A 12,263-nucleotide genomic window follows, 5' to 3' on the forward strand; every position below is an offset into this window, starting at 1 on the left:
ATTGAAACCATAAATGACGAATTGAAAAATCATTGTCAGGTTGAGCACACCAGACACCGAAGTGTGAACAATTTTATAATAAATATTTTGGGAGGGCTAACAGCATATTGTTTCTTTCCAAAGAAACCGTCACTCAACTTGAAAAAGGTAAATGACGGTCAACTATTTTTAAAATTTGCTTAAACCGAACTCAGGTTAAAATAATAAATGAGATTGATAATATGCTTTAAAAATCTATTTCTTTAGCTTTTGATTCGTTTTGCCTGAAAGTATTTTTTTGATTTTTAACTCATAAAAAAACTCTCCGGAACAAAAGAGAACCGGAGAGTTTAACTAATATGGAACTTTACAAATGTTACTTTGTAAATAACATTTCTCTATACTTGGTCATTGGCCAAAGTTCGTCATCAACCATCATTTCAAGAGCATCAGATGCTTCTCTGATAACGTCAAATAATGGCTTCACTTTGTTGCAATAATTTTCTGCCTGCTTCTGGCTTTCAGAAATTGCTTTAGCTTCTTCTCTTGCCTGTATAAGATCTTCAACACCTAGTTTGATCTTAGAAACATTTTCAGAAATACTTGTAATAAGACTCATCTGCTCTTTTGCAAGATTTTTGAATTCTTTTTCTCCGAAGATATCTTTAAGTCCTTTTACATTTTCAATCAACCTGTTCTGATAATTTAAAGCAGAAGGAATAATATGGTTTCTTGCGATATCACTTAATACTCTTGCTTCGATATCTATTACCGTTGAATATTTCTCTAATTTAATTTCGTTTCTTGCTTCAACTTCTCTGTGAGTAAAAATCCCCATCTCTTCATAGAGCGATAAAAACTTCTCATCCATTTCCTGTTTAAGAGCTTCAGGAGTAGTTTTTAAGTTATTTAAACCTCTTTTTTCAGCTTCAATTGCCCAGTCATCAGAATATCCGTCACCTTCAAACATAATGTTTTTACATTGCTTGATGTATTCTCTTAATACGTTGAAGATCGCTTCGTCTTTCTTAAGACCTTTTTCAATTAATGCATCAACTTCTTTTTTGAAATCACGAAGCTGTTTTGCTGCGATGGTGTTCATTACCGTCATAGATTCTGCGCAGTTTGCAGAAGAACCTACCGCTCTGATTTCGAATTTATTTCCTGTAAATGCAAAAGGAGAAGTTCTGTTTCTGTCAGTATTATCCAACAGGATTTCAGGAATTTTTCCGACAACATTTAATTTAAGATCTGTTTTTTCATCCGGAGAGAGTTTTCCTTCTTTTACTTTTTCAAGCTCTTCCAAAACTCTGAACAGCTGACTTCCGATAAATACGGAAATGATAGCCGGCGGAGCTTCGTTGGCACCTAATCTGTGATCGTTGCTTGCAGACGCAATGCTTGCTCTTAAAAGGTCGGCATATTCGTGTACCGCTTTTATGGTATTAATGAAGAACGTTAAAAACTGTAAGTTTTTCTTAGGATTTCTTCCCGGGCTTAAAAGGTTTTCACCTGTATCAGTAGCAAGAGACCAGTTGTTGTGTTTTCCGCTTCCGTTTACACCTGCGAAAGGTTTTTCGTGTAAAAGGATATGAAAATGATGTCTGTGTGCAATTCTTGCCATTACATCCATCAACAAAGAGTTGTGGTCTACGGCAACGTTTACTTCTTCAAACATCGGTGCAAGCTCAAACTGGTTTGGTGCAACTTCGTTGTGTCTCGTTGTAACAGGAATTCCCAGTTTCATACATTCAACTTCAAGCTCTTTCATGAAATTCATAACTCTTGTAGGAATTGAACCGAAATAATGGTCATCCAATTGCTGTCCTTTTGCAGGAGAATGGCCTAGCAAAGTTTTTCCCGTTAAAACCAAGTCAGGACGAGATTGGAACAATGCCGAATCTACCAGAAAATATTCCTGCTCCCAACCTAAAGTAGGCGTTACTTTTGTTACGTTTTTATCAAAATACTGCATTACATTGGTTGCAGCTTCGTCTACCGCATTCAATGCTCTTAAAAGAGGAGCTTTATAATCTAATGTTTCTCCTGTATAAGAGATGAAAATAGAAGGAATACATAAAGTAGTACCTATGATGAATGCCGGAGATGTAGGATCCCAAGCTGTATAACCTCTTGCTTCAAAAGTGTTTCTGATACCTCCATTAGGAAAAGAAGATGCATCCGGCTCCTGCTGGATCAGTAAATTTCCGCTGAATCTTTCAATAGCTCTTCCACCTTCAATGGGTGTAAAGAAAGAATCGTGTTTCTCGGCAGTACTTCCCGTTAAAGGTTGGAACCAGTGTGTGTAGTGAGTCACTCCTTTGCTCATTGCCCAGTCTTTCATTGCTACAGCTACCTGATCTGCAATGTGTCTCTGGATCTTAGTTCCTTTTTTTACGGCATCCATGATAGAATTGAATGCTTCTTTCGTTAAATATTCTCTCATTGTTTCTTCTGAGAAAACATTTTGGCAGAACAATTCTGATAATTTCACTGGAACTTCAACGGAATTATCTCTTCTAAAGTCCTTAAATGGTAAAGTTTCTAACGCTTTGAATCTTAAAGTTGACATATTAGGTTTGATTTTTTACGGGGCAAATTTACAAAAAAAATATATTAAAAGTATTTTTACCCTTAAAAATTAAGGGTAATTATGAAATTTAACTATTCTTTTTAAACAACTATTTGATTTTTGACAGGGGTTGGTGATCCAATTTTATTTTTTTTATTTTAAAATAAATTGAATGAACAGTATTTCCCACCGACATACAATATACGAATTTATATTTTACGTAAAGATTTTATTGAAATCATGAAATGAATGAAAGCACTAATTGTGTTATGCCATATCAATGAGTTTATCAAACAGTAATTTCACTCCTTTTGTAGCAGTTTCTTTTATGACAACAGCTCTTTGTCCGTATCCAAAACCTGTTTCATTAGGATTAATAACAATAAGAAGGCAGTCATCTTTGATGTCGTGGAGTAAGCCCGCAGCAGGATACACCTGCAAAGAGGTTCCGATCACCAGGAAAATATCAGCTTCTTTTGCCATTTTTGTAGCTTCTTTCATCAACGGAACATCTTCTCCGAACCAAACGATAAAAGGGCGTAACTGAGCGCCGTCTTCAGCTTTATCGCCGATATTGATATCATTTTTATGTTCATAGATCAGAGCGTTGTTATTACATGAGCATGATTTAAATAATTCTCCATGCAAATGCAATATATTGGAAGATCCTGCTCTTTCGTGTAAATCATCAATATTCTGGGTGATGATCTGAACATCGAAATATTGTTCCAGTTTTGCCAGTAAATGATGAGCTTCATTAGGTTCCACTTCATGAAGCTGCCGACGGCGCTGATTGTAGAATTCCAACACCAAATTCCTGTCTTTTCTCCATCCTTCGGGACTGGCAACATCTGTAATGCTATGATTTTCCCAAAGTCCGTCTCCGTCTCTGAAGGTTTTTATCCCGCTTTCGGCACTGATTCCGGCGCCTGTTAATATGGTTAGTTTTTTCATTGGTTTTTTATTTTTGGTTTTAAACGCAAAGAACACTAAGATTTTTTTAACAACTAACTGCTTTTAAGTTCGCAAAGCCGTTTCACTTAGCTAAGATCAAAAATTTTTAATCTTTGTTCTTCAGTAAATCTTTATAAATCTCTTCATTTTCATCATCAAAACAGACAAAAATTACTTTTTCTATGATATCAGATTTAAAATCCCTTACCATCTCAACTGCAATTGTTCCAGCTAATGCTTTAGGAAATCTATACACTCCTGTACTAATATTAGGAAAAGCGATGACTTTCATTTCCAAGCTTTCAGCCAGCTTCAACGAATTTTTATAACAATTTGCCAATAATTGTGAGCATCTTTCTTCATCACCATTCCAAATCGGACCAACCGTATGAATCACATATTGTGCAGAGAGGTTTCCGGCAGTCGTAACAACAGCTTCTCCCGTTTTGCATTTGCCTTGTTTGTTTCTGATTTTAATACAGTCTTCTAAAATACTCTTTCCTCCCACCCGATGAATCGCCCCGTCTACTCCACCTCCGCCAAGTAAGGAAGAATTTGCGGCATTGACAATAACATCTGCTTCTATCTTAGTGATATCACCTTTGGTTAATTCAATTTTCATGAGATCTCAATTAATTATGATTTAAATTTACAATCAAGTTTTCAATTTCAGTATTGGCTGGCTTCACAAAATCTTTTCCTATAAACACTTTTATTACCTCAATATTTCCTACAATAGCTCGATTAAAAGCTCCCAATTCTTCTGAAGGGATCCATAATTCATTATGATTCTTTGCTCCGACATTTTGAGACGGATATTTATTTAGGAAATCCTCTTTCACATCAAAACGTGTTACAAAACCAAGATAGTTCCCTGCTTCGTCTCGTGTATTCCATTTTTCGGCAATTTCGGAAGCGTAATCTTCATTCATTACAGGATAGAAAATCGGCTGCCATTCCAGCCTGGGAGGAAATGCCCTGTAACCGTTTTCAATGATTAAAAGCATTTCCTTTTCTCCAACCGGTCTATACAATGTTTTTGTTCTCATTCAGTCTTATTTTATCTAAATTTCATTGACTTTGAGTAATGATTGCTTATAACTGTCATTCAAATAACTGTCATTCAAAGACTGATGTTTTGTTATCTCAATTCATCTCTGATTTCCATTAAAGCAAAACCTAGCAAATTTTCGCCTTTCCAAAGAAGCGGATTTTGTGCGTCAGAATCTGTTTCCAACAATCCAATACCCCAAATTACATCATATGGGCTTGCTTCAACGATAATCTTATTATCAGTCGAGAGCAAAAATTCTTTTAATTCTTCATTCTGCGAGAATTTAAGAAAATTACCCTTTTTTACTATTTCATATTTATGCTGGTTCCAAATTTCCATATCGAAGTTCTTAACTTTTCTTCCCAAGCTTTTAGCATTATTTGGGGTCTCCGCCTTTAAAATTTTCTCGAAAACCTCAACGTCGTTAAATAATCTTGCTTTTTCTGCCATCATATAATGTTCGGCTGTTTCGTAGATCACATTATTTTCTTCGAACTGAGCCGGAAACCATTGGCTGAAACAAGCTTTTGTCATCTCATCTTTTATGGTATGTCCCCAAAAGAAAAGAATTTCTGGTTTTACTTCATCATGAAAATCTTCGATAATTGTATTGATTGTATATTTCATAATTGCGTTATTATTACACAAATTTAAAACAATATGATTTTAACTACCAAATCAATTTGTGTTAATTTTACACTAAACACATTAAAAAACTGATTATCAGTATTAAATTTTTAATTTAAGAGGAATATTTTCGTTTAGAAAAATCTTAGGACACAGTATATGCTTAGTAAATGGAAGTAAGAAATCGAATACTATATTAATCATGTTTATTTAATCTCAAAATAAAATCCTTCCTCTTCGAGCTCTTTATACTTTTCCTGATTGAAGGTGAAAAGTTTCCCGGGTCTGCCGCTGCCTTCTTTTTTTACATTCTGGGTTTCATTTAATAATCCGTAGCTCATGATCTTTTTACGGAAATTACGACGATCAATTTCCTGACCGATGATGGTTTTATAAAGGTTTTCAAGATCTGAAAAAGGAAATTCTTCATTCAGCAGATTAAATCCGATGGGTTGATATTGAATTTTTGTCCGAAGTCTTTTTAATGCCGTATCAATGATCTCCTTATGATCGAAAGCCAGATCCGGAAGCTTATTAACGCTGAACCATTGAGCATCATCCGCATCCGAGTCGGCAGAAAGCTGATGGTAAGAAGGATTCACCAATCCAAGGTACGTCACCGAAACGACCCTGTTGCGCGGATCGCGACCCACATTGCCAAAAGTGTACAGCTGCTCCAGGAAATCAGGCTTTATTCCTGCCTCTTCATGAAGCTCTCTTCTGACAGCATCATCAAGGTTTTCATCATCGAGAACCAGTCCGCCAGGCAGCGCCCATCCTCCTTTAAAAGGTTCAATATTTCTTTTAATCAGGAGAATATGAAGATCTTCCTTATCAAAATACCCAAAAACAACCGCGTCTACCGCAACTTTTATATCCTGTAACTTTTTTGAAGTGTTCATTTTTAATTTGCGTTGTGAGTACACAAAGTTACGATTTAGAAGAAATACTTTCAATGTTAAATCGAAAATTCTGTAAAGATTAAACAGGTTATTGAAAGTTTTAATGTAGAGATAAGCTAATTATAAGGATTATTTGTTCTGAAATCATTATATAAATTATCGTGAATTTACTGTAATGAAATAGTGATTTTACGAATTGATTTCCTGATAATTATACTCAATTTTGGATAAACAAAAGGTAACGCCGAAATCCTGAAAAAGTAGGCACCAAAACTAATTTTATACCATCATGAAATCATTATTAAGAGTATTTATTGTAGTCATCATTATTATTGGAGGAATTCTGATTATTATTGGAGGAAAGAAACCTTTTCCTGAGCCAGAGTGTATTGTATGCGGACCAAATCTTGTGAGAATTTTAGGGATCGCAGAAGTAATTATCGGATTAGGGGCATTGGCAATCCAGGGAAATCTCCTGCAAAAGCAAAGGAATATTTAAAAGAAAAAAGACCGAATTCTCGGTCTTTTTTATATTAATCATTGAGTTTCAAAACTGCCATGAAAGCTGATTGCGGTACTTCTACCCTTCCGATCTGCTTCATTTTCTTCTTACCTTCTTTCTGTTTTTCAAGGAGCTTTCTTTTTCTGGAAATATCCCCTCCGTAACATTTTGCGGTAACGTCTTTTCTTAATGCCTTAATGGTCTCTCTTGCAATTACTTTTGTTCCTAAAGCGGCCTGTACAGCGATATCAAACTGCTGTCTCGGAATCAGCTCACGAAGCTTTTCACACATCTTTTTACCAATATGATAAGCATTTGAATCGTGAATCAGTGAAGACAATGCATCTACCATATCTCCGTTGATCAGGATATCCATTTTTACCAGCTTGGAAGCCCTGAAACCTATCGGATGATAATCGAATGATGCGTATCCTTTTGAAATTGATTTCAGCCTGTCGTAAAAGTCAAAAACGACTTCAGCCAAAGGCATATTAAATATCAGCTCTACCCTCTCAGAAGTCAGATAACTTTGGTTAACAATCTCTCCTCTTTTCTCAATACAAAGTGTCATTACCGCGCCCACAAAATCTGACTTTGTAATAATGGAAGCTTTAATGAAAGGCTCTTCTACTCTATCCATCGTAGAAGGATCCATCATTTCGGACGGGTTATTGATAAGGATCGGAACTTCCGGTTCTTTTTTAGTATATCCAAAGTAAGAAACGTTGGGTACGGTGGTGATTACGTTCATATTGAACTCACGGTCAAGACGTTCCTGAACGATTTCCATGTGAAGCATTCCAAGGAAGCCGCAACGGAATCCGAAACCTAATGCTGCCGAGCTTTCCGGCTCAAACACCAGTGAGGCATCATTTAATCTTAACTTTTCAAGAGAAAATCTCAATTCTTCAAAATCTTCAGAATCGATCGGATAAATCCCGGCAAAAACCATCGGCTTCACTTCTTCAAAACCTTCAATAGGTCCTGATGCCGGCTTTTCGAATGAGGTTACAGTGTCCCCTACTTTTACTTCTCTTGCATCTTTAATTCCGGAAACCAGATAACCTACGTCACCACACTGAATGGTCTTTTTAGGAACCTGCTTAAGCTTCAGTGTTCCCACTTCATCCGCTCCATATTCTTTACCTGTAGCAAAGAACTTAATCTTTTCGTTTTTGGAAATACTCCCATTTACCACTTTGAAATAAGCTTCGATTCCTCTGAACGGATTATACACCGAGTCGAAGATCAATGCCTGAAGCGGTGCATCAGGATCTCCTACCGGAGCAGGAATTCTTTCTACAATCTGCTCTAAAAGGTTGTGAACACCTTCTCCTGTTTTTCCTGAAACTCTCAAAACATCTTCATAATCACAGCCGATCAAATTCATAATTTCGTCAGTCACTTCTTCCGGATTTGCGGAAGGAAGATCTATTTTATTAAGAATCGGAATGATGGTAAGGTCATTCTCCAAGGCAAGATACAGGTTACTGATAGTCTGTGCCTGAATGCTCTGTGCTGCGTCTACAATAAGAAGCGCTCCTTCACAAGCGGCAATGGAACGGGAAACTTCATAGGAGAAATCTACGTGTCCCGGAGTATCGATAAGGTTTAAGATATATTTTTCGCCTTTATATTCATAATCCATCTGGATCGCATGGGATTTAATAGTAATCCCGCGTTCTTTCTCCAGATCCATATCATCCAGCGTCTGAGACTGAAGTTCTCTTTGAGTTACCGTATTCGTGTACTCCAAAAGACGGTCTGCCAGCGTACTTTTTCCGTGGTCAATATGAGCGATTATGCAAAAATTTCGTATGTTTTTCATTTAAGAACGTTGTAATTTGCAAAGATAAAAAAAAGCAAGACAATTCGTTATTCTTATTTTGGAAGGATAGAATTATTTTAAAGTAGTCGTATGATAATTGTTATTCAATTTACATAATGTTGTTCAAATTTGTTGAATTTGAAACTGGAATTTTCAGATTAAGAATTATTCAATTTGAAGTGCATTCCTTTTAAAATTAAACGACCCTTACAATAAATTGCAAGGGTCGTCCAACATTAAAAAAATAAACTATTATGGTTATTTTTGTCTTGGAGCATTTTTATTTCCGTGAGGTTTTCTTTCATTCATCTTTTCTCTCATCATTCCTTCTGTCTGAAACAGCTTCAAGACTTTTTGGCAAGGAATCACCTGCTGCATTTTATCAGCATATTTTTTTCGGTTATCCAGCAGCTTCTGCCCCACTTCAAAGCTTTGCTGAAGTTTTGCTTTTGCTTCGTCGTCGGATAAATTATCCGGGTTAAAGTTAGAATTAAACTGGCTTTTTATCTGTCTCTGACTTTCCAGATATTCATTATAAACACCTGTAAATTCTTCTTTATCGCTGGGATCTATATCCAGATTATCCATCACCATATTATTTCTGAATTTTATCAGAAGTTCTTTCCTTTCTTCCGGGGACAAACTATTAATAACCTCTTTTCTCTGTTTAGGATCCATTTTTTTCCAGTCGTAGTCCGTTTTTTGGGCATTCAGACCAAATCCGTATATGATAAAAAGCGTAAATAATATCTTTTTCATCTTTTCTTTTTAGTTATATAAATCTAAATAAACGTCCTGAGTTGAATTACTCGCCAATTCTGAAATTTCAGAATTTGAAAATGAATCCAGATATTCACTCATCTGAATTGCACTTTGTTTAGTAGATTTTACCGTTGGTGTTACCGTTTTTTGTTCGTTCTCTGCTTTTACCGGAGCCGAAATTTTGGTATCGCTCTGCTTTGCCACTTTTTGATTATTATTCTCAACAGAAGTTAAGTCAGATTTTAAAGTTTCATAAGCTATTTCGCTTTCTGCTTTTGGCTCCTGGCTCGTGGCTATGTAAGAAGCATTGGAGGCATCATTTTTATTCGTTGGTTCATCATCCGAATTGAAAATAAAAGTTGCTCCAAAAATCAATGCCATCGATGCAGCAACTGCGTAAGCCCAATTTAGCTTAAAAACAGGGGCTTTCTTACGAGGAAATACCGTATTTATAACATGATTCTGAACATTCTCATACATATCTTCAGAAACTGCATAAATATTTTTACGTTCAAGCTTTTCCAGATCGAAGTCGCTGACCCCGCTCAATACTCTATCCTGAAGATTTTCAAACAAATCATCAGGCTCTGTGTAAATATTTTTACGTTCTAGTTTTTCTATGTTGAAGTCTTTCATCTCAGTTTTTTCTCAAAAATTATCTCTCGTAATTTTCTTTAATATAATCTTCTATTTTTTGTTTGGCATAATGATAATTTGTTTTCAGAGTCCCTACCGACATATCTACAATTTTAGATATTTCTTCGTAAGGTAAATCATCATAATACCGCATCATAAATACCAGTTTCTGTTTTTCCGGCAGGCTTTGTATGGCTTTCTGAAGCAAAATCTGTATTTCCTCGGCATCTTCACCGGCGTTATCGGCTACAAGATTCTGCATATGATATTCGGGATCCTCATCTGTTTTCTGCATTTTTTTCAGCTTGTTTATCTGTTGCAGCGCTTCATTGGTTGCAATTCTGTATAGCCAGGTATAGAGCTGACTATCATTTTTAAACTGATGAAAATTCTGATAAGCTTTAATAAAAGTCTCCTGCAAAGTGTCCTGAGCAAGATCTCCGTCCACAATAATTCTCCTTATGTGCCAATACAATCTACTTTGATAAGCATCCATCAAAGCGCGAACTCCTTTTTCCTGAGTTCGTGGGTCTTGCATCAACGAAATAATTTCCGCGTCCTTAATCTTCATAAGATGCTTTCACTGTTTTGGATTACAAAAATAACTGAAAGTTAAATCAACTCTTCAATTTTCAGTCCAATATACTCATTATTTACAAATATTTATACGCCTGAATCTGATAAATATTGTATCAATGCCGATAGACATTCAGCTTCAATATTATGTTAAATTGCTATATCACCTTAAAATTTGATCCAAAAAAGTTTTAAAATGCAATTCAATTGCGCTCTCAAAAAAGTATGTTTGCGTTAAACTGTCCGATAATTAAAAACATAAACTAAAAAACTTCTGTCTCCCCTCTCCCATCTTCCTTGTAAATCTTATCTTTGTTAGATGCAAATTGTAATTATCGGTTCCGGAAATGTAGCCTATCACCTGGCAAAAGCTTTTGTCCTGAATCATGTTCCTTTGGCCCAGATTTTTGGCAGGAACGAAAAAGAACTGAGCAAGATTTCCGAAGAATTAAAAATTCCGTTTTCTACTGAAAAACTGCAAGACGCAAATCTTTATATTATTTGTGTCAGTGACAATTCCGTAGAAGATGTTTCGAAAATAATTTCAAATAAAAACTGTCTGGTGGCTCATACTTCCGGATCGCTTCCGAAAGAAATTCTGTCAGGAGAATACCGCAAAGCGAGTTTTTATCCTTTACAGACTTTTTCCAAATTAAAATCACTGGATTATTCTAAAATCCCTTTTTTCATAGAAGCTGAAAATGAAGAAGACCGGCAAACTCTCTTCAACATGGCCTCAAAGATTTCGGAAAATGTGATGGAAAGCACCCACGAAAAAAGAAAATACATTCATCTTACAGCAGTTTTTGCCTGTAATTTTGTGAATCATCTCTTTTCGAGGGCTAAAGAAATTTCAGATTCTCAGGAAATCCCGTTTGATTATTTTTTACCGTTGATTGATGAAACTGTTCAGAAAATTTACGAAATAGATCCGAAAGATGCACAGACCGGACCCGCCGTAAGAAACGATAAGAGAATTCTGGAACTGCATGAGCAGTTATTAAAAGATGAAAGTCTTGAGATTTACAAAATCATGAATCTTTCCATCAAAAAGATGTATCAATTGCCATAATGTTTTAACTTTGAGAAAAACCAAAAAAATGAACACCAACATTATCCGCTCTATTATCACCGGAGCTGCAATCGTCATCACAGCACTTATTTTAGGATCAAGCTTTAAAAACAGGAACTTAAAACAGGATACAATATCCGTTACCGGTCTGGGTTCCAAGGATTTTATTTCAGACGAGATCAGCTGGAGCGGGAGTTTTGATGCCAGCGCTTTTGATGCAAAAGAAGCGTATAATCTCATCTTACAGGATAAAGAAAAAGTAAAGACTTTTTTCTATAGCAAGGGTTTCAAAGCCGGCGAATTTACTTTTGGTGGAGTCAACTTTTCAAGGTCTTACCGTACGGTAACTACGAAAGAATCTGACGGAACAGAAAAATCTGAAGATATTTTCGATGGCTATAAAGCGACCCAAAGTGTGATTTTCAGGGCTAAAAAAAATCCTGATTTAATGAAAAAGATCGAAAATGTAATCGACAAAACTGCTGAGCTCATCAACAGCGGAGTACAATTCGAGCCATCTTCACCACAATATACGTATTCCGACCTTGCATCTTTGAAACACAGCTTAATAGAAGCCGGGGCAAAAGATGCCAGACAAAGAGCTGAAAAAATTGTAGAAAGTGCAGACGGAAATTTGGGTAAACTGAAAGATGCTTCAATGGGCGTATTTCAGATTACGGCAAAAGGATCTACGGATGAAGACAGCTATGGTGGGAATTTTGACACTTCAAGTAAGGAAAAATCAGCAAGAATTACGGTAAGACTTACTTATAATCTTGATTAGATTAAACTTTTAAAG

14 protein-coding genes are annotated in these 12,263 nt (G+C 35.9%); 4 read left to right on the plus strand and 10 right to left on the minus strand.

The window, feature by feature from the left end; all coding sequences use genetic code 11:
- A partial coding sequence (locus BLR30_RS16350) for a transposase (protein ID WP_317041398.1) occupies window positions 1–183 on the plus strand: 183 nt, incomplete at its 5' end.
- A gap of 172 nt (window positions 184–355) precedes the next feature.
- On the opposite strand, the gene BLR30_RS16355 is transcribed toward BLR30_RS16350, so the two are convergent.
- The 6 genes from BLR30_RS16355 to BLR30_RS16380 all read right to left on the minus strand — a co-directional run bounded on the left by BLR30_RS16355 (window position 356) and on the right by BLR30_RS16380 (window position 6,088).
- On the minus strand, window positions 356–2,551 hold the full coding sequence (locus tag BLR30_RS16355; protein ID WP_089861236.1) for a glutamine synthetase III family protein: 2,196 nt from the start codon (window positions 2,549–2,551) through the stop codon (window positions 356–358).
- A 267-nt stretch (window positions 2,552–2,818) separates the two neighbouring features.
- Window positions 2,819–3,505: an SIR2 family NAD-dependent protein deacylase gene (locus BLR30_RS16360; RefSeq protein WP_089861238.1), complete on the minus strand. Its 687-nt coding sequence runs from the start codon at window positions 3,503–3,505 to the stop codon at window positions 2,819–2,821.
- A gap of 106 nt (window positions 3,506–3,611) precedes the next feature.
- Window positions 3,612–4,127: an O-acetyl-ADP-ribose deacetylase gene (locus tag BLR30_RS16365; RefSeq protein WP_089861240.1), complete on the minus strand. Its 516-nt coding sequence runs from the start codon at window positions 4,125–4,127 to the stop codon at window positions 3,612–3,614.
- Between the two features lie 10 nt (window positions 4,128–4,137).
- Window positions 4,138–4,554, minus strand: coding sequence for an ADP-ribosylation/crystallin J1 (locus BLR30_RS16370; RefSeq protein WP_089861242.1), 417 nt, complete (start codon window positions 4,552–4,554; stop codon window positions 4,138–4,140).
- Window positions 4,555–4,646: 92 nt separating this feature from the next.
- Window positions 4,647–5,186, minus strand: coding sequence for an NADAR family protein (locus BLR30_RS16375; RefSeq protein ID WP_089861243.1), 540 nt, complete (start codon window positions 5,184–5,186; stop codon window positions 4,647–4,649).
- 206 nt (window positions 5,187–5,392) lie between these two features.
- Window positions 5,393–6,088, minus strand: coding sequence for an NUDIX hydrolase (locus tag BLR30_RS16380; RefSeq protein ID WP_089861246.1), 696 nt, complete (start codon window positions 6,086–6,088; stop codon window positions 5,393–5,395).
- Window positions 6,089–6,377: 289 nt separating this feature from the next.
- On the opposite strand from BLR30_RS16380, the gene BLR30_RS16385 reads away from it, so the two are divergent.
- On the plus strand, window positions 6,378–6,587 hold the full coding sequence (locus BLR30_RS16385; protein WP_089861248.1) for a hypothetical protein: 210 nt from the start codon (window positions 6,378–6,380) through the stop codon (window positions 6,585–6,587).
- A 34-nt stretch (window positions 6,588–6,621) separates the two neighbouring features.
- Here the strand turns inward: BLR30_RS16385 and lepA are convergent, their stop codons facing one another.
- The 4 genes from lepA to BLR30_RS16405 form a co-directional block, all read right to left on the minus strand.
- Window positions 6,622–8,418, minus strand: a complete 1,797-nt coding sequence (lepA, locus tag BLR30_RS16390; RefSeq protein ID WP_089861250.1) for a translation elongation factor 4 — start codon at window positions 8,416–8,418, stop codon at window positions 6,622–6,624.
- 258 nt (window positions 8,419–8,676) lie between these two features.
- A complete protein-coding gene (locus tag BLR30_RS16395) occupies window positions 8,677–9,177 on the minus strand; it encodes a hypothetical protein (RefSeq protein WP_089861252.1) in 501 nt (166 codons plus the stop codon).
- A 9-nt stretch (window positions 9,178–9,186) separates the two neighbouring features.
- On the minus strand, window positions 9,187–9,816 hold the full coding sequence (locus tag BLR30_RS16400) for a hypothetical protein (protein WP_228400789.1): 630 nt from the start codon (window positions 9,814–9,816) through the stop codon (window positions 9,187–9,189).
- 19 nt (window positions 9,817–9,835) lie between these two features.
- On the minus strand, window positions 9,836–10,387 hold the full coding sequence (locus BLR30_RS16405) for an RNA polymerase sigma factor (RefSeq protein WP_089861254.1): 552 nt from the start codon (window positions 10,385–10,387) through the stop codon (window positions 9,836–9,838).
- Window positions 10,388–10,711: 324 nt separating this feature from the next.
- On the opposite strand from BLR30_RS16405, the gene BLR30_RS16410 reads away from it, so the two are divergent.
- Together BLR30_RS16410 and BLR30_RS16415 are read left to right on the plus strand one after the other, a co-directional pair.
- Complete coding sequence (locus tag BLR30_RS16410) at window positions 10,712–11,464, plus strand: Rossmann-like and DUF2520 domain-containing protein (protein WP_089861257.1); 753 nt, start codon at window positions 10,712–10,714, stop codon at window positions 11,462–11,464.
- Window positions 11,465–11,492: 28 nt separating this feature from the next.
- Window positions 11,493–12,248, plus strand: a complete 756-nt coding sequence (locus BLR30_RS16415; RefSeq protein ID WP_139164650.1) for an SIMPL domain-containing protein — start codon at window positions 11,493–11,495, stop codon at window positions 12,246–12,248.
- The last annotated feature ends 15 nt before the right edge of the window (window positions 12,249–12,263 follow it).

Source organism: Chryseobacterium taeanense, assembly GCF_900099685.1.
Classification (GTDB): Bacteria; Bacteroidota; Bacteroidia; order Flavobacteriales; family Weeksellaceae; genus Chryseobacterium; species Chryseobacterium taeanense.